The sequence below is a fragment of the Roseateles sp. GW821-FHT02E12 genome (assembly GCF_059421665.1).
In genome coordinates, this window is record NZ_JBWKVK010000001.1 from 2,044,881 (window position 1) to 2,067,436 (window position 22,556).

The 22,556-nt window shown below is 70.4% G+C and carries 14 protein-coding genes; 11 read left to right on the plus strand and 3 right to left on the minus strand.

Annotated features, from left to right (window positions below; all coding sequences use genetic code 11):
- The first annotated feature begins 55 nt into the window (after positions 1-55).
- The 10 genes from AC07V5_RS09650 to AC07V5_RS09695 all read left to right on the plus strand — a co-directional run bounded on the left by AC07V5_RS09650 (position 56) and on the right by AC07V5_RS09695 (position 19,197).
- On the plus strand, positions 56-2,449 hold the full coding sequence (locus tag AC07V5_RS09650; RefSeq protein ID WP_495115431.1) for a sensor histidine kinase: 2,394 nt from the start codon (positions 56-58) through the stop codon (positions 2,447-2,449).
- A gap of 69 nt (positions 2,450-2,518) precedes the next feature.
- The gene (locus AC07V5_RS09655) at positions 2,519-6,658 is read left to right on the plus strand and encodes a GAF domain-containing protein (RefSeq protein WP_495115432.1); all 4,140 of its coding nucleotides are present in this window, start codon (positions 2,519-2,521) and stop codon (positions 6,656-6,658) included.
- Complete coding sequence (locus AC07V5_RS09660; protein WP_495115433.1) at positions 6,655-10,323, plus strand: response regulator; 3,669 nt, start codon at positions 6,655-6,657, stop codon at positions 10,321-10,323. The genes AC07V5_RS09655 and AC07V5_RS09660 overlap by 4 nt, the downstream gene beginning before the upstream one ends.
- 16 nt (positions 10,324-10,339) lie before the next feature.
- The gene (locus AC07V5_RS09665) at positions 10,340-12,580 is read left to right on the plus strand and encodes a response regulator (protein ID WP_495115434.1); all 2,241 of its coding nucleotides are present in this window, start codon (positions 10,340-10,342) and stop codon (positions 12,578-12,580) included.
- Between the two features lie 75 nt (positions 12,581-12,655).
- Positions 12,656-12,997 (plus strand): Hpt domain-containing protein, encoded by a 342-nt coding sequence (locus tag AC07V5_RS09670; protein ID WP_495115435.1) that lies wholly within the window; start codon positions 12,656-12,658, stop codon positions 12,995-12,997.
- Entirely contained in the window at positions 12,990-14,033 is a 1,044-nt protein-coding gene (locus tag AC07V5_RS09675) for an adenylate/guanylate cyclase domain-containing protein (RefSeq protein ID WP_495115436.1), read from the plus strand. The genes AC07V5_RS09670 and AC07V5_RS09675 overlap by 8 nt, the downstream gene beginning before the upstream one ends.
- Positions 14,030-15,859, plus strand: a complete 1,830-nt coding sequence (locus AC07V5_RS09680; protein ID WP_495115437.1) for a patatin-like phospholipase family protein — start codon at positions 14,030-14,032, stop codon at positions 15,857-15,859. Before AC07V5_RS09675 ends, AC07V5_RS09680 begins: the two co-directional genes overlap by 4 nt.
- On the plus strand, positions 15,856-16,482 hold the full coding sequence (locus tag AC07V5_RS09685; RefSeq protein ID WP_495115438.1) for a Crp/Fnr family transcriptional regulator: 627 nt from the start codon (positions 15,856-15,858) through the stop codon (positions 16,480-16,482). Before AC07V5_RS09680 ends, AC07V5_RS09685 begins: the two co-directional genes overlap by 4 nt.
- Positions 16,479-18,191: a sensor domain-containing diguanylate cyclase gene (locus AC07V5_RS09690; RefSeq protein WP_495115439.1), complete on the plus strand. Its 1,713-nt coding sequence runs from the start codon at positions 16,479-16,481 to the stop codon at positions 18,189-18,191. The genes AC07V5_RS09685 and AC07V5_RS09690 overlap by 4 nt, the downstream gene beginning before the upstream one ends.
- Before the next feature lie 88 nt (positions 18,192-18,279).
- Entirely contained in the window at positions 18,280-19,197 is a 918-nt protein-coding gene (locus AC07V5_RS09695; RefSeq protein WP_495115440.1) for a CheR family methyltransferase, read from the plus strand.
- On the opposite strand, the gene AC07V5_RS09700 is transcribed toward AC07V5_RS09695, so the two are convergent.
- On the minus strand, positions 19,194-19,883 hold the full coding sequence (locus AC07V5_RS09700) for a response regulator transcription factor (RefSeq protein WP_495115441.1): 690 nt from the start codon (positions 19,881-19,883) through the stop codon (positions 19,194-19,196). The two genes, AC07V5_RS09695 and AC07V5_RS09700, sit on opposite strands and share 4 nt — an antisense overlap.
- A gap of 162 nt (positions 19,884-20,045) precedes the next feature.
- Here AC07V5_RS09700 and AC07V5_RS09705 point away from each other — a divergent pair, with 162 nt between their 5' ends.
- Positions 20,046-20,399 carry a hypothetical protein gene (locus tag AC07V5_RS09705; RefSeq protein WP_495115442.1) on the plus strand — a complete coding sequence of 118 codons (354 nt, stop codon included), beginning with the start codon at positions 20,046-20,048 and terminating at the stop codon, positions 20,397-20,399.
- A 148-nt stretch (positions 20,400-20,547) separates the two neighbouring features.
- Here AC07V5_RS09705 and AC07V5_RS09710 read toward each other — a convergent pair whose 3' ends face one another.
- Together AC07V5_RS09710 and AC07V5_RS09715 are read right to left on the minus strand one after the other, a co-directional pair.
- Positions 20,548-21,090, minus strand: a complete 543-nt coding sequence (locus tag AC07V5_RS09710) for a DUF1415 domain-containing protein (RefSeq protein ID WP_495115443.1) — start codon at positions 21,088-21,090, stop codon at positions 20,548-20,550.
- A complete protein-coding gene (locus AC07V5_RS09715) occupies positions 21,087-22,280 on the minus strand; it encodes a M20 aminoacylase family protein (protein ID WP_495115444.1) in 1,194 nt (397 codons plus the stop codon). The genes AC07V5_RS09710 and AC07V5_RS09715 overlap by 4 nt, the downstream gene beginning before the upstream one ends.
- Positions 22,281-22,556: the final 276 nt, after the last annotated feature.

A 22,556-nucleotide genomic window follows, 5' to 3' on the forward strand; every position in this document is an offset into this window, starting at 1 on the left:
CTTGCCGCATCCGCCCGGACACGCCCTAGGGTTAACAGGCCCTAAGCTGTCAGCCATGGTGATTCCACCCCCGCCGCCCGACGAAGACCGCCGCCTCGCCCGCCTGGCGGCGCTGGCCGTCATGGACAGCGAGCCCGAGCCGCTGTTCGACCACCTGGCCGCCCTGGCCGCGCAGATCTGCGGCACGCCGGTGGCCCTGCTCGGCCTGCTGGATGAGCACCGGCAGTGGTTCAAGGCCGCCGTCGGCTTCGGCCGCAGCGAAACGCCGCGTGCGCTGACCTTCTGCGCCCACACGCTGCTGGCCGACGGCCTGTTCGAGGTGCGCGACGCGCGCCTGGACGCGCGCTTCGTCGACCACCCCGACGTGCTGGCCAGCCCGCCGCTGCGCTTCTACGCCGGCGTGCCCATCCGCCTGGACGACGGCAGCCACCCGGGCACGCTGTGCGTCGTCGACTTCCGGCCGCGCGAGCTGAGCGAGGCCCAGCGCGAGGCGCTGACCCGCCTGGCCGATGCCGCCGCCGAGGCGTTGATGATGCGTGAACGGGCGCTCAACCGCGTTGACGCGGCGGACGCCGAGCAGCCCTTCGGCGTGCTGGCCGATACAGCGCCGCTGGGCATCTTCCGCACCGACGCGGCAGGTCATTTCATCTACACGAACGCGAACTGGCAGCGCTTTTGCGGCCTCACGGCCCAGGCCGGCCTGGGCGAGGGCTGGGCCGCCACGCTGGCACCCCAGGACAGCGCCTCGGTGCTGGACCACTGGCGGCGCTGCGTCGAGCGGCGCCAGCCCTTCGAGATGCGCTACCGGGTCCGCCGTGGAGGGCAGGGCAGCGGCAGCCTGCGCCAAGTCTGGGCGCGTGCCACGCCCTTGCTGGCGCCGGACGGCGAGCTGCGCGGGTTTGTCGGCATCGTCGAGGACGTGACCGACCGCATCAGCGCCGAGCGTGAGCTGCGCGACAGCAAGGCGCTGCTGGACCGCACCGGCCGCGTTGCCGGCATCGGCGGCTGGAGCCTGGACCTGCAGACCGAGGAGATCATCTGGAGCGACCAGACCTGCCGCATCCACGACCGCGAGCCCGGCTACGTTCCCTCGCTGGAGGAGGCGATCGGCTACTACAAGCCCGAGGCGCGGCCCGTCATCCAGGCCGCCGTGCAGCGGGGCATGCAGCATGGCGAGCCCTGGAGCCTGGAACTGCCGCTGGTGACGGCCAAGGGCCGCGAGATCTGGGTGCTGTCCCAGGGCCAGGTTGACTGGCAGGACGGCGTGCCGGTGCGGCTGGTGGGCGCCTTCCAGGACGTCACCGAGCATCACCGCGCGGCCGTCGAGCTGGAGCACAACCGCCAGCGCCTGCGCGCGCTGTACGAGTCGACGCCGGCGCTGATGCATTCGGTCGATGCGGCCGGCCGTGTACTCAGCGTGTCCGACCGCTGGCTGGCGCACCTGGGCTACAAGCGCCAGCAGGTCGTCGGCCGGGCGCTGGACGACTTCATGACGCCCGAGTCCAGCCAGCAGGTGCGCGAGGTCTATCGCCCGGCGATGTGGCGCGACGGCCATGTCGGCGACTGCCCGGTGCAACTCATCTGCGCTGATGGCCGGCTGCGCGACGTGCTGGTCTCGGCCGTGGCCGAATACACCGCCGAGGGCCGGCCGCTGCGCGCGCTGGCCCTGGTGGACGACATCACCGAAGACCTGCAGCGCCGCGCCGAGCTGGCTCACGAGCAGCGCATGCGCCGCCAGACCGAGCGCCACGTGCAGGAGCTGGACCAGCTGCTGCACGAGCGCTCCGAGATGCTGGACGTGCTGGCCCACGAGGTGCGCCAGCCGCTGAACAACGCCAGCGCCGCGCTGCAGAGCGCCGCCGCCAGCCTGGCCGGCCGCGGCGAGCGCCAGGCCCAGGAACGGCTGACGCGCGCCCAGGCCGTGCTCGGCCAGGTGCTGGCCGGCGTGGACAACACGCTGGCCGCGGCCAGCCTGCTGGCGGGCGGCGGCCGCATCGCACGCGAGGACGCGGACATCGACACGCTGATCGCCGTGACCATCGCCGACCTTCCCCGCGATCAGCGCGACCGCGTCGTCGTGCACCGCCACACGGCCACGCGCACGGCGTTGATGGACATGAGCCTGATGCGCCTGGCGCTGCGCAACCTGCTGTCCAACGCGCTGAAGTACGCGCCCGGGGTCAGCCCCGTGACCCTGCACGTGATCGACTTCGACGAACCGCCCGCCCTGCAGCTGGAGGTGGCCGACGCCGGCCCTGGCATCCCGCGCGAGCTGCTGCCGCGCCTGTTCACACGCGGTGCGCGCGGCAGCGGCGGTACGGAGTCGGCCCACGGCCTGGGCCTGTACATCGTGCGCCGCGTGATGGACATGCACGGCGGCAGCGCCGAACTGTTGCGCACCGGCCCTTTGGGGACGGTCATGAGGTTGACCCTGCCCCAGGCAGGCTAGGGCAGGGCCCATTGCCACGGTGTCAATAGGGCCTAGACTGCCGGCGCCCCAGCTTCGCTTCCGCCCGCGATGTCCCTGCGCCTTGATGCCGTCGTGTTGGAGGATTTGGCCGATCTGGCCTGGTCGGGTCAGCATCAGCGCCTGATCGACGCGAGTGCGGGCTGGTGTTTCGACGGCCGCGTGCTGGAGTTGCGGGCCGAGAGCTTCATCGCGCTCGGCGACCTGGCCGCCGCGGCCGAAGCCGCCCAGGCGCTGGGCACACTGGCCGAGAGCGAGCCCGACTGGCAGCTGCGCGCCCGCCTTGCGCTGGGCCTGGTGCAGATGCGCCGCGGCGAGCTGCTGGCGGCCATCGCCACCGCCGAGGCCGCACTGGCAGAGACCGGCGCCGAGCCACTGAGCCGCGCCTACGCGCTGGCCCTGCTGGCCGAGGCCCAGTGCCGCTGCCAGCGTGATCCCGAGATGGCGCTGGGCCGCGTGCACGAAGCGGCCGCGCTGTTCGCTGCCGCCGGCAAGACGGTGCCCCAGGGGCGCTGCGGCTACGTCGAATCGCTGTTGCTGGGCATGCTGGGCTTTGTTGCCGAGGCGCGCGCGGCGTCCGAGGGCGCGCTGGCCCTGGCGCTGGCCAGTGGCGACCTGCTCGGCCAGGGCAATGCCTACAACGCGCAGACCTTCAACAACCCCGACCTCGCCGACTGCCTGCGCCTGTGCAAGCTGGCGCTCGCGGCCTATGCCGCCGCCGGCTATGCCGAGCGCCAGGGCACGGCCATCCACAACATCGGCAACCTCTACGTCACGCTGGGCCTGAACCGGCGCGCGCGCCGCCACTACCTGGCGGCCTTGGCGATCTGGCGCCGCACGGGTGCCACGGCCCTGCTGCCCTACACGCTGACGGCGCTGGCCCGCCTGGACCTGGAGGGCGGCGCGCTGGCCGGCGCATGCCGGTACGCCGACGAGGCGGACGCCTTGGGCCTGACGCGCCAGAACCCGGGCTTTCGCTCGGAGATCGCACGGCTGCGCGGCGAGCTGGCCATGGCCGGGGGCGATGCAGCGGCGGCGGCGGCGCTGTTCCGCCAGGCCCTCGAACATTCACCTTCGGCCGCCCAGCGCATGGCCGACCTGGGCCTCATCGCCTGGGCCGAGCTGGGCGCCGGCCGGCTGCCGGCGGCGCTGGAGGCCAGTGGCGCAGCTGCGCGCCTGCATGCGGCCCAGGGCCTGGCGCCGCTGGAGAACCTGGACCTGCCGGGGCTGTGGTGGCGGCGCTGCCAGGCGCTGCGCGCGGCGGGCCGCAATCGCGATGCCAGCGTGGCGCTGGCGCGGGCATATCGCTTCCTGTGCCTGCGGCTGGCGGGGCTGTCCGACGAGGGGCTGAAGCGCAACTCGCTGAGCAAGCGCCCGGTGGCGCGCGCCGTCGTGCAGGCCTGGCTGGCCGAGGGCGGCCGGCCGCGCCATCTCAACGGCGCCGCGCATCTGGATGAACGCTTCGCCCGCCAGGTCGACGTCGGCCTGCGCCTGGCCGAGCTGGCCACCGGGGCCGAGCTGCACGAGTTTCTCGTCGACGAGTCGGCCGAGATCAGCGGGGCCGAGCGCGTGCTGCTGGTGCTGGAGTACGGCGGCAACCTGCGCCACGTCGCCAGCCATCTGCTGCCCCAGGGCGAGGCCGGTGGCGAGACGGCCCTGTTGGCCGCCATCACGCCCTGGCTGGAAGAGGCGCGCGGCAGCCGTGCGGCGAGCCTGCGCATCGGCCCCGAAGGCGTGCCCGCCGTGCAGCAGCGCTCCTGCCTGATCGCACCGCTGATCGCCGAGCGCGAGCTGGTGGGCTATCTCTACGCCGACCTGGACGGCGCCTTCGGACGCTTCCGCGAGGCCGACCGCGACCTGCTCGTCATGCTGGCCGCGCAGGCCGCCGTCGCGCTGGCCAACCTGCGGCTGCGCGAGGGCCTGGAGCAGCGTGTTGCCGAGCGCACGGCCGAGCTGCTGGCCAGCAAGGCCCAGGTGGAGCGCCGCGTCGGTGAACTGGCCATGCTGAACAACCTGCAGCAGAGCATCTCGCCGGAGCTCAGCTTCGAGGCCATCATCCAGCGCGTGGGGGACCGGCTCTGCGAGCTGCTCAAGACCCAGGACATCGGCATCCGCTGGTTCGACCCGGTCACGGGCCTCAACCACTACCTCTACGAGCTGGAACACGGCGTGCCCATCCAGCTGCCGCCCGAGCGCCCGGCGCCGGACGGGCCCTTCGAGCAGATGCGCCGCACGCGCCAGCCGCTGGTCTGCCGCAACCTGGCCGAGATCGCCGCGGCCGGCCTGCTCGCCGTGCCGGGCACCGACCAGGCGCTGTGCTTCGCCAACGTGCCCATCATCGGCAGCGACCAGGTGCTGGGCGCCATCCTCGTGGAGAACTACGAGCGCGAGGACGCCTTCAGCGAGGCCGACGTGCGCTTCCTCAGCACGGTGGGTGCCAGCGTCGGCGTGGCGCTGGAGAACGCCCGCCTGTTCGACGAGATCCAGCGCCGCACGCGGGAGAGCGCGGCCCTGGCCGAGGTGGGCCGTGAGATCTCGGCAACGCTGGACCTGCCGACGGTCATGAACCGCATCGCCGTGCACGCCAAGGAGCTGCTGGACGCCGACAACAGCGCCGTCTTCGTGCCCGAGGAAGAGGAGGGCGGGGGCGCAGCGCGGCGCTACCGCGCCATCGTCGCCATCGGCATCTACGAGGAACCGCTGCGCGACGCCGTCATCACGGCCGGCGAGGGCATCATCGGCTCGCTGATCGCCAAGGGCGAGCCCGGCGTCATCAACGCCACGCGCGACGACCCGCGCGCGATGCGGATGGAGGGCACCGACGAGGATCCCGACGAACGCATGATGGTGGCGCCGCTGCACGCCGGGCCGCGCGTGCTGGGTGCGCTGACCGTCTGGCGCCTGGGCGGCCAGGCGTTTCGCAGCAGCGAGCTGGATTTCCTCGTGGGCTTGAGCCTGGCGGCCTCGGTGGCGATGGAGAACTCGCGCCTGTTCGGCGAAGCCCAGGCCGCCAAGGCCGCGGCCGAGCAGGCCAACGCGGCCAAAAGCGCCTTCCTGGCGACGATGAGCCACGAGATCCGCACGCCGATGAACGCCGTCATCGGCATGAGCGGCCTGCTGATGGACTCGCCCCTCAGCGACGAGCAGCGCGACCACGCGGCCACCATCCGCGAGGCCGGCGAATCGCTGCTGACCATCATCAACGACATCCTCGACTTCTCGAAGATCGAGGCCGGCCGCATGGACGTGGAGAGCGCGCCGTTCGCGCTGCGCGATTGCGTGGATGCGGCCATCGACTTGATCGCGCCGCGCGCCCGCGAGAAAGGCCTGGCCCTGGCCGTGGACCTCGCGCCCGGCGTGCCGCCCGGTGTTGTCGGCGACGTGACCAAGCTGCGCCAGATCCTGCTGAACCTGCTGTCCAACGCGGTCAAGTTCACCGAGGCCGGCAGCATCACCGTCGAGGTGGACGCCACGCCGGTGACATCGGCCGAAGGCGGCGTGGAGCTGCGCTTCCTGGTGCGCGACACCGGCATCGGGCTGACCCCGCAGGGCCTGGCGCGGCTGTTCCAGAGCTTCAGCCAGGCCGACGCGAGCACCTCGCGCAAATACGGCGGCACCGGCCTGGGCCTGGCCATCAGCCGGCGCATGGCCGAGCTGATGGGTGGGCGCATGTGGGCCGAGAGCGAGGGCCCCGGCCGCGGCTCGCGCTTCGGCTTCACGCTGCGCGCGGCGGTGGCGGCCGGCGTGCTGCCCAGCCCGCGCCGCCAGCGTGCCGAGCCGGTGGCGACGCGCAACCTGGCCGAGCGCCACCCGCTGCGCATCCTGCTGGCAGAGGACAACGTCGTGAACCAGAAGCTGGCGATGCGGCTGCTGCAGCAGATGGGCTACCGGGCCGACCTGGCGGCCAACGGCATCGAGGCCGTCGAAGCCGTGCAGCGCCAGACCTATGACGTGATCCTGATGGACGTGCAGATGCCCGAGATGGACGGGCTGGAGGCCACGCGGCAGATCGCCGCGCGCGTGGCGCAGGGCGAGCGGCCGCGCATCGTCGCCATGACGGCCAACGCGATGCAGGGCGACCGGGAGGTCTGCCTGGCCGCCGGCATGGACGACTACATCACCAAGCCGATCCGGGTCGAGGCGCTGGTGGCTGCGCTGGAGCAGGCCCGGTTGCAGGAGGCGCCACGGTGAGCGAGGCCGAGCAGCTGCGTAGCGCCCTCGCCCAACGCGAGGCAGAGCTGGCGGTCCTCAACGCCATCCAGCAGGGCCTGGCCGGGCAGTTCGACCGCCAAGCCGTCATCGACCTGGTCGGCGACAAGCTGCGCGAGCTGTTCGTTGCCGACGTGCTGGGTATCGCGCTGCACGACGCGCAGCAAGGCCTGACCAGCTTCCCCTACCTGGTCGACCATGGCGAGCGCTTCCATCCCGAGCCGAGCAACCAGCCCGGCGTCAGCGTGCAGGCCATCCGTCAGCACCGCACGCTGGTGTTCGCCGACGAGGTCGAGCTGCGCGAATTCCAGCGCGAGCACGGCATCACGCCGCGCGTGATGGGCCGCACCACCGTCGGCCATTCCTGGGTCTATGCGCCGCTGCTGACCGCCGACGCGGCGCTGGGGGTGGTGGCCGTCGGCATTGGCCGGGAGCGCGCCTTCGCGCCAGCCGCCGTCAAGCTGATCGAGACCGTCGCGGCCAGCCTCAGCATGGCGCTGGGCAGCGTTTTCAGCTACGAGGCCGAGCGCCAGCGCAACGCCGAACTGGAGGTCATCAACACGGTGCAGCGCGGCGTCGCCGGGCTGCTGGACTTCGATCGCATCATCGAGCTGGTCGGCGACAGGCTGCGCGAGCTGCTGCGCAGCGACGACCTGGCCATCGTCATCTACGAGCCCGAGACCGGGCTGGCGCACTGGGCCTATGCCTTCGAGCGCGGTCAGCGCATGCCGTCGCGCCGCGTGCCACCGCGCCCCGGCGGCCCGGGCGAGCGCATGCTGCGCGACGGCAAGCCCGTGGTGATGAACACACTGGCCGAGATCATGGCCGACGGCAGCCAGGCCGAGGCCGGCACCGGGCAGCCGCTGGCCTTTGCGATGGTGCCCATTCCGGGCGGCGACAGCATGCTGGGCGCCATCGTCGTGCAGGACTTCGAGCGGGAGCACGCCTTCGACGAGACCCGGCTGCGCCTGCTCGATACGCTGGCGGCCAGCATGAGTGTGGCGCTGTACAACGCCCGGCTGTTCAACCAGACCCAGCAGGCGCTGGAGCGCCAGACCGCGACCAGCGAGGTCCTGCGCGTCATCAGCGAATCCCCCAGCGACGTGCAGCCCGTGCTGGACGCCGTCGCGCAGCGCGCGGGCCAGCTTTGCAAGGCCGATGGCGCCCGGGTCTGGCTGGTGCGAGACGGCCAGCTGCACGCGATGACGAGCTACGGACCCGGCTACAGCGCCGCCCAGGGCGAGGTGCTGGCGTTGCAACGCAGCTCCATCGCCGGGCGGGCCGTGCTGGAACAGCGCTTCGTCCATGTGGAAGACGTGCTGCCGCTGATCGCCACCGAGTACCCGGAGGTGCGCGAACTGCAGGCGCGCCACGGTTTCCGCAGCGTGCTCAGCATGCCGCTGCTGCGCAACGGTGCCGCGGTGGGGGTGATCGCGTTGCTGCGCAACGAGGTGCGCGCGTTTGCGGCCTGCGAGATAGCGCTGCTGCAGACCTTTGCCGACCAGGCGGTCATCGCCATCGAGAACGTGCGCCTGTTCAACGAGACCCGGGAGGCATTGCGGCGGCAGACCGCGTCGGCCGAGGTGCTGCAGGTCATCAGCGGCGCGGTGGCAGATGCCAAGCCCGTGTTCCAGAGCATCGTGGAGTGTTGCCGCCGGTTGTTCGGCGTGCAGGACGCCGGCATCGGCGTGGTCGGGGCGGACGGGCTGGTGCGGCTTGAGGCACATCTTGGCCAAACCGATGCGGCGCGCGAGGCGGTGGCGACCTATTACCCGGTGCCGGTGGGCCAGTCGATGCAAGGGCTGGCCATAGCGCGCCGCGAGGTGCTGGATTTTCCGGATGTCCTGGGCGGTTCCGGCGTGCCCTGGGGACTGCGCGAACTGGCGCACAAGTTTGGCAACTACTCGGTGCTCGTGGTGCCGATGCTGTGGCGCGACGAGGGCATCGGGGCCTTGCACGTCACGCGCTTCCCGCCGTCTGGCTTCGCGCCCCAGGAGGTGGCGATGCTGCGCACCTTCGCCGACCAGGCCGTCATCGCCATCCAGAACTCGCGGCTCTTCCACGAGGCCCGGCAGGCCCGCGAGCAGGCCGAGGCCGCCAACGAGGCCAAGAGCGCCTTCCTGGCGACGATGAGCCACGAGATCCGCACGCCGATGAATGCCGTCATCGGCATGAGCGGCCTGCTGCTGGACACCACGCTGGACGCCGACCAGCGCGACTACGCCACCACCGTGCGCGACAGCAGCGATGCGCTGCTGACCATCATCAACGACATCCTCGATTTCTCGAAGATCGAGGCCGGCCGCATGGACATCGAGGCCCAGCCCTTCGACCTGCGTGACTGCGTCGAGTCCGCCCTGGACCTGGTGGCGCCGCGCGCCGCCCAGAAGCGGCTGGACCTGGCCTACCTGTTCGAGGGCGACGTGCCGACCTCGGTGAACGGCGACCTGACGCGGCTGCGCCAGATCCTGCTCAACCTGCTGTCCAACGCGGTCAAGTTCACGGAGGCCGGCGAGGTCGTGCTGACGATCACCGCCCGGCCTTGCAACGGCGACGGCGGCGGGGATTACGAGATCAGCTTCACCGTGCGCGACACCGGCATCGGCATGAGCGAGGCCGCCCTGGCCAAGCTGTTCCAGAAGTTCAGCCAGGCCGATGCCAGCACCAGCCGCAAATACGGCGGCACCGGGCTGGGCCTGGCCATCTCGCGCCTGCTGGCCGAGCTGATGGGCGGGCGCATGTGGGCCGAGAGCGCCGGGCCGGGCCAGGGCTCCAGCTTCCACTTCACGATCGTGGCCCCGCTGGCGGAGCCGCAGACGATGGCGCGGCGCGAGTTCTTCGGCCCGCAGACGGCGCTCAAGGGCCGCCGCCTGCTGGTGGTCGACGACAACGCCACCAACCGGCGCGTGCTGGCCCTGCAACTGGCCAAGTGGGGCCTGGTGCCGCTGGACACCGAGTCGCCCGAGCAGGCCCTGCAATGGCTGCAGGCCGGCGAGCGCTTCGACCTCGCCATCCTGGACATGCACATGCCGGGCATGGACGGCGTGGAGCTGGCCCGCCGCATGCAGCCGCTGGCGCCCGCGCTGCCGCGCGTGCTGTTCAGCTCGCTGGGCCGCAAGGAGGTGGGCGATGCCGCCGACGCCTTTGCCGCCTATCTGCACAAGCCGCTGCGCCAGAGCCAGCTGCACGACATGCTGATGGCGCTGCTTGCCGGCAAGGCCGTGGCCACTGGCGATGCCCCAGCCGCGCCGCGCCTGGACCCGGGCCTGGCCGAGCGTCACCCGCTGCGCATCCTGCTGGCCGAGGACAACGTCGTGAACCAGAAGCTGGCGCTGCGCCTGCTCAGCCAGATGGGCTACCGGGCGGATGTGGCCAGCAACGGCATCGAGGTGCTCGAGGCGGTGGCGCGCCAGACCTATGACCTGATCCTGATGGACGTGCAGATGCCCGAGATGGATGGGCTGGAGGCCTCGCGGCGCCTGAAGGCATTGCCACAGCGCCCGCGCATCGTCGCCATGACGGCCAACGCCATGCAGGGTGACCGCGAAGCCTGCCTGGCGGCGGGCATGGATGACTATGTGACCAAGCCGATCCGGGTGGACGCGCTGGTGGCGGCCCTGAAGGCGACCGGAGCCCAGCTTGGCTGACCCGAATGCGCTCGCCATGGCGTCGCCAGTGACGGCCGAGCAGTTCGCGCTTCACGAGCGCAACCTGCGCCCGGGCATCGCGGCGAATGTGGGGGGTGTCACGGTCTTTGGGCTGGGCTTGTCGTGGTCGGGCGAGATGCCGGGTTTTGCCGCCTGGGCCGCGTTCACCGTGGCGTTGGTGGCGGTCTACTTTGTGTTCCTGGTGCCGATGCAAAGGCGCCAGGCCGCCGCGGGCCGCTACGACAAGGTGGCGCGCCTGCAGACGATGTTTCATCTGGTGCTGGGTGCCAGTTGGGGCGTGGCCGGCGCGCTCTACCTGACACCCGACCCGCTGCGCCTGATGGTGCTGTCGGTGGCCCTGCTGTGCAATACGGCGGCGGCTGCCACGGCCACGGCGACCCATCTGCCCAGCGTCTACGCCTTCGTCGTGCCGATGCTGCTGCCGTTCACGGTGCGCGCGCTGGCCAGCGGCGTTCGAATGCAAGCCCTGCTGGTGGTCGCCCTGTTCATCGTGGCGGTCGTCGTGATCGCCTACGTGCAGCGCCACCACCGGGTGATCCTGACTTCCATCCGCCTGCGCCTGGAGAACGAGCGCCTGCTGAGCGATGCCCAGCGGCGCAACGACGAGCTCGTGACCCTCAACCGGGTTCAGCTGGCGCTGGCCAATGAGTTGACGCAGCACGGCGTTTGCGAGGTGGTCGGGCGCACGCTCGGGGAGGTCTTTCGCACCGCCTTTGTCGGTGTGCGCCTGCTGGACGCGCAGACCGGCCTGATGCACTACGTCTACCAGACCGTTGGCGGCAAGCGCGTCAACGTGGCGCCGCTGCCGCTGACAGGCTTTGCCGCCGAGGTGGTGCGCACCGGCCGTACCCTCGTCGTCAACGAAGACTGGGAGGGCGCGCTGCGCCGACTGGGCTCCGCACCGTTGCTGCCGGGGGAGATGCGCAAGTCACAGGTGATGACCCCGGTGCTGCATGGCGGTGCGGTGCTGGGCTTCCTGTCGCTGGCCAGCAGCGAGCGCGAGCATGCCTACGACGACAACGACGTACGCCTGCTTGAAACGCTCGCCGCCGGCATGGGCATCGCCCTGCAGAGCGCCCGCCTGTTCGACGAGACGCAGGCGGCGCGTGCCGTGGCGGAAGCGGCCAACGCCGCCAAGAGTGACTTCCTGGCGACCATGAGCCACGAGATCCGCACGCCGATGAACGCCGTCATCGGCATGACCGGCTTGCTGCTGGACACGCCCCTGTCGGACGAGCAGCGCGAGCATGCCTGCACCATCCGCGATTCGGCCGACGCGCTGCTGGTCGTCATCAACGACATCCTGGACTTCTCCAAGATCGAGGCCGGCAAGATGGCGGTGGAGTCCACGCCGATGCGCCTGCGCGAGACGGTGGAGGCCTGCGTCGAGCTGCTGCACTACCGCGCCGCCGAGAAGAGCGTCTCCCTGAGCTGTGATTTCGGCGCCGACCTGCCGGCGGCGGTGCGCTCCGACCCGATGCGGCTGCGGCAGATCCTGCTGAACCTGTTGTCCAACGCCGTCAAGTTCACGGCGCAAGGCGAGGTGCGGCTGAGCGTGCAGCAGGGGCCGGGCGCGCGCATCGATTTCGAGGTCCGGGACCCGGGCATCGGCCTGAGCGCCGAGGGCCTGGCCCGGTTGTTTCAGCCCTACAGCCAGGCCGAAGGCGACACCGCGCGCCGCTATGGCGGCACGGGGCTGGGCCTGGTCATCAGCAAGACCCTGGCCGAGTTGATGGGCGGTGGCATGAGCGTGCACAGCGAGGGGCCGGGGCGCGGCAGCACGTTCAGCTTTCAGATCCAGGCCCCGGCCTGCGAGCCCCCGGCGCAGACCCCGGCCATGCCCCGCGGCGACCCCGAACTGGCCGCGCGCCATCCACTGCGCATCCTGCTGGCCGAAGACAACAGCGTGAACCAGAAACTGGCGCTGCGCCTGCTCAGCCAGATGGGCTACCAGGCCGACCTTGCTCACAACGGGCTGGAGGCCGTCCAGGCGGTGCAGCGCCAAGCCTACGACCTCATCCTGATGGACGTGCGCATGCCCGGGATGGACGGGCTGCAAGCCTCGCAGCGTCTCAGGGCCCTGCCACATTGCCCCCGTATCGTCGCGATGACGGCCAACGCGATGCAGGGCGACCGCGAGGCCTGCCTGGCCGCGGGCATGGACGACTACATCATCAAACCCATCCGCGTCGAAGCGCTGGCGCGGGCCTTGCAAGAGACGGTGGCGAGGTCATGATGGCGTGCCCGGGACCGGCTGCTGAGAAATCTGCATGGCGTCGCTGCGGCGGGGCGGTGCGAAGGAGAAAGAGCCATGGCGGTGATCGACGATGAGGTGTTTGCAGCTTTGGTGGACAGTGCCGGGGCGGATTTCATGCCCGAGCTGATCGACTCCTTCCTGGAGGACGCGCCGCAGGGGCTGGCGGCGCTGCGGTCGGCCGTCGCGGCCGGCGACGCGGTGGCTTTTCGCCGCGAGGCGCATTCGCTGAAAAGCAATGGCGTGACCTTCGGCGCAACCGCCTTCGCCGAGGTGGCCCGCGAGCTGGAACACACGCCGCTGGCCGACCTGGGTGCCGCCGCCGCCGGCCGGGTGGATGTGCTGGAGGCGCTGTTCGGCGCCGTGGCCACCGAGCTTAAGGAGCGCCGCCATGCGTGACCGCCGCGCCAAGTCGGCCCGTGTGCTGCTGGTCGAGGACAACCGCGTCAACCGGCTGCTGCTGGCCCGCCACGTCGAACTGCTGGGCCATCAGGTCGAGGCGGTGGAGGACGGCCACGCGGCGCTGGCGCGCCTGCAGGATGCCGCCTTTGACCTGCTGCTGCTGGACATCCACATGCCGGGCATGGACGGCATCGAGCTGATGGAGCGGCTGCGGGTGCATCCCGAGCTGCGCGAGCTGCCCATCATCGTGACGTCGGCCGTCGAGGGCATGGACAGCGTCGTGCGCTGCATCGAGCTGGGCGCCGAGGACTATCTGCACAAGCCCGTCAACCTGGTGCTGCTGAAGGCGCGCATCAACGCGAGCCTGGAGCGCAAGCGGCTGCGCGACCAGCAGCGCGAGCTGGTGCGCCGCTTTGCGACCCGCGAGGTGGCCCAGGACCTGGAGTCCGAGGGCTTTGCCCTGGGTGGGCGCAAGGTGCAGGCAACGGTGATGTTCTGTGACATCCGAGGCTTCACAACGCTGGTGGAGTCGCAGTCGCCCGAGGACATCATCGAGCTGCTGAACACCTACTACACGCTGATGTTCGCGGCCATCAACGGCCATGGCGGCGTCGTCAACCAGATGATCGGCGACGGGCTGATGGCCATCTTCGGCGCGCCCCAGCCGCTGCCGGCTGCCGGCCAGTGCGCCGTGCTGGCGGCGGCCGAGATGATCGAGATGGTGGCCCAGTTCAGCGAGGAGCAGCGCGCCGCCGGCCGGCCCGAGGTGCGCATCGGCGTGGGCATCGCCAGCGGTGACGTCGTGGCCGGCTACACCGGCACGCGCCAGCGCGCCACCTACACCTGCATCGGCGACGCGGTCAACGTCGCGGCGCGGATGGAGGCCCACACCAAGGTGGCCGGCCATGCCGTGCTCTTCGACGCAGCGACCCAGGCCCAACTGGCCGGCGCGCTGCCCAGCGAGGCGCTCGGGCCGGTGCAGTTCAAGGGCAAGACGAGTACCGTGGACGTGTTCGCCCTGGTGCTGGGATGACCGAGGGCTACCACGACCGCCTGCTCGGCGAGCTGCTGGCCCAGGCCTTCGGGGAGCTGGATGCCGCCACGCTGGCGCTGCTGCGTGAGCAGCTCACCTGGGTGGAGGTGGCCGGCGGCCAGGCGCTGATGCAGCAGGGCGAGCCGGGCGACTCGATGTACCTGTCGGTCAGCGGCCGGCTGCGCGCCTACGTGAGCCAGGACGGCGAGCCGCCGCGCATGGTGCGCGAGATGGGGCGCGGCCAGGTCATCGGCGAGATGAGCCTGTACACGGCCGCGCCGCGTTCGGCCACCGTCGTTGCCATCCGAGATTCCGTGCTGGTGCGCATGGACAAGGCCCAGTTCCTGCGTCTCATCGAGCAGCAGCCGAGCGTGGGCGTCGCGCTGACGCGCCAGATCGTGCACCGGCTGCAGACCGAGCATGCGCCCGCGCCCTTCGCTGCACCGGTCGTGCAGACGTTGCTGCCCATCACGGCCGGTGTCGACGCGGCCGGCCTGGCCCAGGGCCTGGCAGCCGAGCTGGGCCGCTTCGGCCGCGTGCGTGTCATCGACGCGGCCGCTGTGGACGCCGCTGTCGGCGCCACCGCCGACGAAGGCGAGCGCTACCGCCAGGTTTCGCTGTGGCTGGACGAGGTCGAATCCGTGCACGACTTCGTGCTGCTCCTGGCCGACGATTCGCCAACGCCCTGGACGCAGCGCTGCTGCCGGCATGCCGACGAGGTGCTGCTGTTGGGCGACGCCGCCGCCCCGCCGGTTGTGCACGCGAGCGAGACGCAATGCCTCATCGAGCGCCCGCCGCGCACCGAGGCTGCGGAGATCCTCGTGTTGCTGCACGCCGCCGACACGCCGGCACCGCGCGGCACGGCGGCCTGGCTGGCACGCCGGCCGGTGGCCGACCACTTCCACGTGCGCCCGGCACTGGCGCGCGACCTGGCCCGGCTGGCACGCCTGCAGGCACGGCGCGCCGTGGGCCTGGTGCTGGCCGGCGGCGGCGCGCGCGGCTTCTCCCATCTCGGCCTGTTGCGCGCGCTGCAGCAGCAGGGCGTGGAGGTGGACTGCGTGGGCGGCACCAGCATGGGCTCGGTGATGGCGGCGCTGGCCGCGACCGACCAGCCGCTGGAGCGCGTCATGGCCGTTGCGCGCGAGGCCTTCAAGGTCAACCCGACTGGCGACTTCAACCTGCTGCCGCTGATCTCGCTGATCCGCGGCCGGCGGCTGCGCACCCTCCTGGAGCGCGCGCTGGGTGCCTTGATCGGCGCCGATGCCGGCATCGAAGACCTGTGGAAGCCCTTCTACTGCGTCGCCACCAACTACTCCCAGGCCGGCGAGGCCCTGCTGACCCACGGCCGGCTGGAGCGCGCGCTGCGGGCCAGCACGGCCATCCCCGGTGCGCTGCCACCCGTCGTCGTCGACGGCGACCTGCTGTGCGACGGCGGCAGCTTCAACAACTTCCCCGTCGACGTGATGCGGGTACGCCGCGGCGTGGGCCTGGTGATTGGCGCCGACCTGAGCCTGCACAAGGCCCGCAAGCTCGATTTCGACGAGGTACCCAGCCCCTGGGCGCTGCTGCGCGACCGCTGGCGCTCGCGCTCGCGGCGGCGCTACCGGCTGCCACCGCTGTCGGCCTATCTGCTCAACGTGACCATCCTCTACAGCAGCTCGCGCCGCCGCGCCGCGCAGGCCGCCTGTGATGTCTACTTCAATCCGCCGCTTGAGCGTGTCGGGCTGCTGGCCTGGCACCGTTTCGATGCCATCGTCGAGCAGGGCCATGCCCATGCCGAGGAGGTGCTGGCCCGTCCCGAAGTGAAGGCTTTGTTGAACCCATGACCGACATCCTCGCCACCGTCCTCGGCCTGATCGGCGCCGCGCTGATGCTCGCCAGCTATCTGATGAAGAGCATGCTGCCGCTGCGCATCGCGGCGCTCACGGCCTGCTGCTTCCTCGTCGCCTACGGCGCCCTCAAGCAGGCGTTGCCGACGCTGCTGCTCTACGGCGTGCTGATCCCGATCAACATCAAGAAGACGTTGCAGATCAGGAAGCTCGTCAAGGCCATCGAGAACGCCCGCGCCGACACACCGGTGTCGGAGTGGCTGCTGCCGCACATGCACCGCCGGACCGTGACGGCTGGCACGACTTTGTGGCGCAAGGGCGACGCGGCGACCGAGATGCTCTACCTCGATGCCGGTACGCTGCGCCTGGCCGAGTACGACGAGGCGCTGCAGCCCGGCAGCCTCGTTGGCGAGATCGGCCTGTTTGCGCCCGACAACCGTCGCACGCTGACCCTGGAGGCCGTGAGCGACTGTGTCGTCTACAGCCTCACAGCCGAGGAAATGGCCTTGCTTTACTACCAGAACCCCAAGCTTGGTTTTCACGTCATGCGCCTCATCGTCGCGCGGTTGATGCGCGACGTGCAGCGCCACCGGCCTGAAGCTGCTCAACCTGCGGCATGAAGGGTCCCCTTAGCCTGCGCAGCCAGCTCAGCCTGGTGCTGGGTGGCCTGGCCCTGGCCATCCTGACACTGGTGGGCGGCTATCTCGGCGGCGTTGCCACCGACGAGCTCTACGAAGCCCAGCAGTCCGCCGTGCGCGCCACGGCCCAGTCCGCCGCCGAACTGCTGGCCACGCAGTTGCGTGACCGCGAGCGCGAGATCGAGCTGCTCAGCCTGGCGCCTCATCTCGTGAGCGGTGCGCTGGATGCGGCGCAGGTGCGCGATGCCCTGGACCGCCGCGCGGCCCTGCACGACGAGTTCGCGTGGATGGGCGTTGCCGACCCCGACGGCAAGGTGCTGCAGGCCACCGGCGGCATGCTGACCGGCCGCTCGGTGGCCCAGCGCGAATGGTTTGTTGCGGCGCGTGAGCGCGTCTACGTGGGCGATGTGCACGAGGCCAAGCTGCTGGCCACCTTGCTGCCGGCCCAGCCCAACGGCGAGCCGACGCGTTTCATCGATTTCGCCGCGCCCATCCGCGACAGCGAGGGGCGGCTGCGCGGCGTCGTCGGCGCGCACGCGCACTGGCGCTGGATCACCGGCATCGTCGACGGCACGACGCGCCGCCTTCAACCAGGCCGCGGCATCGACGCCCTCATCGTCGACCGCCAGGGCCGCGTGCTCTACCCCGAGGCCCTGAAGGTCGCCCAGATGGCCGGCGAGTCCGTGCTGCCCAAGGCGCTGGCGAACGGCCGCTTCGAGGGCTCGCTGCGTTTCGGCGACGGCAAGGACTACCTGACCAGCGAGGCGCCGCTGCTGGCGCGCACGAATGCCGAGCTTGGCTGGCGCATCGTCGCCCGCCAGCCCATGGAGCTGGCCATGCGCCCGGTCCGCGACCTGCGCCGCGAGCTGGTGCTGCTGGGCGTGCTGGTGGCCGCGGCGCTGACGCTGGCGGCCCTGCTGCTGGCGCGGCGCATCAGCCGGCCGGTCGAGCAACTGGCCCACATCGCCGAACGGGTGGAGACCGAGCGCCGCATCCCCGAGTTTCCCGCGAAGCCGGCCTCCCGCGAGTTATCTCAGCTCAGCGACGCGATGCAGTCGATGGCGAAGTCGCTGCTCGAGACCGAGCAGGCGCTGCAGAAGATCAACGCGACGCTGGAAGTCCAGGTTCGGGAGCGCACATCCGAGCTGCAGGCCGCGAATGCAGCACTGGAGCACCTGGCTACGCGCGACCCCCTGACCGGCCTGCACAACCGCCGCAGCCTCGACACCCGCCTTGCCGAAGCCCAGGCGCTGGACCGCCGCTACGGGCGCCAGAACGGCCGTGTCCACGGCCTGCTGCTGATCGACGTGGACCACTTCAAGCGCGTCAACGACGTCTACGGCCACCCTGCGGGCGACGCCGTGCTGCGCCAGCTCGCGCAGATGCTGCAGGCCACCGTGCGGGTGAGCGACGTGGCGGCACGCTTCGGTGGGGAGGAGTTCGCCGTGCTGCTGCCCGAACTGGCCGGGCCGCTGGAGGCCGTCATGGCGGCCGAGAAGATCCGCGCGGCCGTGGAAGCGGCCACCTTCGCCGAGGTCGGCAAGCTGACCATCAGCGTCGGGGTGAGCCTGGCCTCGCCGGATGACGAGGCCGTAGGCCCGTTGATCGCACGCGCTGACGCCGCGCTGTACGAAGCCAAGCGCGGCGGCCGCAACGCCGTCGTGCTGAAGACAGCCGGGGCGGCTGCTTAGAGCTGGGCGCATCGCTCGAAGCGGCCCGACAGCTGCAGTCAAGAACTCCCTGCATCGGCAACGCGGGCGCGCCCATAGGCTCCCGCCCATGCTTGACGCCTCATTCGCATCGCCCAGTCCAACGGGAGCGCTGCACCCTGCCAGCGATGGCGACACCCTGGCCGCCACGGTCCGTGAAGATTCATGGACCATGGCGGTGCCGGAGCTGCGCGAGCCCACCTACGAGCGGCTCACCGGGTTGCTGCGCGACCAACTGGGCTTGAGCTTCACGACGACGCGCAGCGCCGTGGTCGCGGCACGGCTGGCACCGCGGCTGCAGCGCCTGGGCTTGGCGAGCCACGAGGACTATTTCGCGCTGATCGCAGGTGCTGACGGCGGCGACGAGCTCCAGATGGCCGTCGACCTGCTGACCACGCCCGAGACCTGGTTCTTTCGCGAGCAGGCCCACTTCGACCTGCTGGAATCCGAGCTGGGCCGGCTGCGCCCCCAGCAGCTGCGGCTGTGGAGCGCGGGCTCGTCCTTCGGCGACGAGGCCTACGGCCTGGCCATGCTGCTGGCCGACCTGCAGCAGGCCGGCCGTATCGGCGCGGACTGGCGGGTGCTGGGCACCGACATCAGCGAGCGCCGGCTGCGCAGTGCGGCCGAGGGTCTCTATCCGAGAGCGCAGTTGCGCCAGGTCACGCCGCAGCGGCTGCGGCGCTACTGCCTGGGCGGCGAGGCGTCGCACCAGGGCCTGGTGCAGATGCAGGCCGGCCTGCGCGAGCGCGTGCACTTCGAGCGCCACGACCTGCGCTCGCCTCTGCACGGGGCGCAGGGTTTCGATGCGGTCTGGCTGCGCCAGGTGCTGGTCTATTTCGACGCGGTGACGCGCCAGGCCGTGCTGGCCCAGGTGCTTGCGCGGCTGCATCCCGGCGGGCTGTTCTTCGTCGGCGTGGCTGAGCAGGGGCTCGTGGCGACACCGGGCCTGGACCTGTTGGCTCCGGGCGTTTTCAGGAAACAGGCCTAGATCAGCTGCAGCGGCGCGCGGAACACGTAGCCGACGCGCGACTTGCTCTGCAGCGGCACCAGCGTGGGCGTGGCCCGCTCGATGCGGCGACGCAGGCGGTAGATGGTGGCCGACAGGCCGTCATCGGTCTCGCCCTCGTTGACCTCGCGGCCCAGCTTGTTCAGCAGGGCCTCGCGCGTGACGGGCTCGCCATTGGCCTGGGCGAAGCATTCGAGCAACTGGCGGTCGGCTTCGCTGAGCTGGATGCGCGTGCCGTCGGGCACGACGAGTTCGCCGCTGGCGCGGTCCAGCTTCCAGACGGCGTCGGCCGCCGAGGGCTTGGCGACGCGGCGCTGCACGGCGGCAATGGCCAGGGCCACCTGCTCGAACTGCACCGGCTTGACGAGATACATGTCGGCGCCGGCCGTGATGACCTCGCGGAAGACCTCGGCACCCAGGCGGCCCGACACGACGACGACGCCGGCGTCGGTGCGGCGGCGCAGGATCTTGATGAGCTCCACGCCGTTGACGCCGGGCAGCATCAGGTCGACGAGATAGAAGTCGTAGGAGAAGGCGTCGGGCGCGGCTAGCAGCGCGTTGCTGTCATCGAAACGGCTGACGGCGATGCCCTGTTCCTGAAGGAACTGGGCCAGGAATTCTGAGTACTCGGCATCGTCGTCGATGAGGGCGAGGTTCTTGGGCTGCATGGCGGCGTTGGGCTCGAGAGCAACCGCGAAGTTTGCCGCATGATGGAGGCGTCAGCATCCATTCAATCGCTTGGAACGTGCCGATTTGCGCAGTCTTTTGGCCATAAATGATTGACAACGGCCCTGCAGAGTGTGAAATCTGCAAAACAACGGAGACAAGCGATGGACGATGCCCTCCGAGACGATGAGCTCGACCCGCTGGGCTGGCTGTTGCCCGGCCATCGCGCTGCCCCCGCCGAGGCGCTCAAGCGCATCCAGTCGCTGTGCGCGGCCTGGCCCGATCTGCACTCGGCCATGCTCATCGTGCTGGCCACCCACCAGGAGCTGCCGCGCGACGTGCTGGCCGCCGCGATCAAGCAGTGCCGCAGCGACCTGGACGCCTACACGCGCGACGACGTCATCAGCCTGCTGACGGCGATCTGGAACGGCGGCAAGAGCGGTTTCGACGCGGTGCTGCGCACGCGGGCCAACTCGCCCAAGAAGGGCGGTGGCGCGTTCTCTTGGGTGAAGGAGTGAGCCCCTCGTCTGGGATCGCTCCCGCTGAACGCGGGCGATCCCAGCCGGTCCCCCGAGGGGATGGCGATGCCTAGCGGATCGACCGCTAGGCACATCGCCAGCGCGGGCCGGCTTGGGAGCGGCCCGGCGCTCGGCCCGCAACGGTGCTTCAGCGCTTGAGCCCCAGGGCGGCCCAGCCCTCGTGGCCCAGCTTCTCCAGCGTCTCGAGGTTGTTCTCGTAGATGGAGGCCGTGTCGGGCATGGACTCGACGGCGCGCTCGATGCTCTCCTCGCGCAGCAGGTGCAGCGTGGGGTAGGGCGAGCGGTTGCTGTAGTTGGCGATGTCGTCGGGTTCGCTGTCGCCGAACTGGTAGTCGGGGTGGAAGTCGGCGATCTGCAGGATGCCGTCGAGCTTGAGCTCTTCTACCAGTGCATCGGCGGCGTCGAGGAAGTCGTTGAAGTCCAGGAAGTCGGTCAGCACGCCGGGGTGGATGACCAGCGTCGTGTCGATCTCTTCCGGGTCGGCGCGGTTCAGGGCCAGCAGCTCGTGCGCCAGGTCCTTCAGCAGCTGTTCCGGATCGGTGGCCTCGCTGACGACGTAGCGGATGCGCTCGTTGACGTGGACGGCCTTGGCGAACGGGCAGAGGTTCAGGCCGATGACGGCCTTGACGACCCAGTCGCGGGTGTCCTGGATGATCTGTTCGTGATTCATCGCGGCGTGTTCAACCAGGTTTCCGCCATGCGCACCCACATCGAGCCGCCCAGCGGGATGAGGTCGTCGTTGAAGTCATAGCTGGGGTTGTGCAGCATGCAAGGGCCCATGCCATGGCCGCCGACGCGGTGGCTGCCGTCGCCGTTGCCGATCAGGAAATAGCAGCCGGGCTTGTCCAGCAGGTAGTAGCTGAAGTCCTCGGCGCCCATGGTGGGCTCGAACTCCTGCACATTGGGCGCGCCGACCATGTCGGTCAGCACCCGGCGCACGAACTCGGTCTCTTCGGGGTGGTTGATGGTCGGCGGGTAGTTGCGGCGGAACTCGAACTCGGCCTGCAACTCGAAAGCGCCGGCCAGCTGCTCGGTCATCTCCTTCATGCGGCGCTCGAACAGGTCCAGCAGCTCCAGCGTGAAGGTGCGCACCGTGCCTTCCATGACGACGGAATCGGGCACCACATTCGTCGCCTCGCCGGCATGGATCATGGTGACGGAGATGACGCCCGGGTCGATGGGCCGCTTGTTGCGGCTGACGATGGTCTGGAAGGCCGTGACGAGCTGGCAGGCGGCCGGCACCGGGTCGATACCCAGGTGCGGCATGGCGGCATGCGAGCCCTTGCCGCGCAGCGTGATCTTGAATTCGTTGCTGCTGGCGAACACCGGGCCGCTCTTCAGCGCGAACTGGCCGGCCTGCATGCCGGGCCAGTTGTGGGCGCCGAACATGGCTTCCATCGGGAACTTCTCGAACAGGCCGTCCTTGATCATCTCCCGCGCCCCGCCGCCGCCTTCCTCGGCGGGCTGGAAGACGAGGTAGACCGTGCCGTCGAAGTTGCGGTTGGTCGCCAGATGCTTGGCTGCGGCCAGCAGCATGGCGGTGTGGCCGTCGTGGCCACAGGCATGCATGCGGCCCAGGTAGCTGCTGGCGTGCGGGAACTCGTTGCGCTCCGTCATCGGCAGCGCGTCGATGTCGGCACGCAGGCCGACGGCGCGGTCCGAGGTGCCGTTCTTGACGATGCCGACGACGCCCGTCTTGCCCAGGCCCCGGTGGACGGGGATGCCCCAGTCCGTCAGCGCCTGGGCGATGACGTCCGCGGTGCGCTGCTCGTGGAAGCAGAGTTCAGGGTGCTTGTGCAGATCACGGCGGATGGCCGTGATCGCCGGCGCGTCGGCCAGGATGGTGTCGATGAGCTTCATGAGAGGGTGACTTCAGGCTCTGTAAGAGCTGCAGTTTAGGATTAGGGTCTGTTTACCGGGCAAAGGTCGGGTGCGTTGCCACTCAAAAGCCCGCGAGCAAGGCGCGAAGTCGAAGCTGGGGTCATCCCCAGCGAGGCTTCGCAACGCCGCGCGCGGGCTTTTGAGTGACAACCCTTCGGGAGAGGGTCTGCGCGGGCGCATGGCGTCGTTGCGCGCCTTGCCTGGGCATGAGCCCAGGTGGCGGCGCACGCCTAGCCCTGCACCCGCGCAGACCCT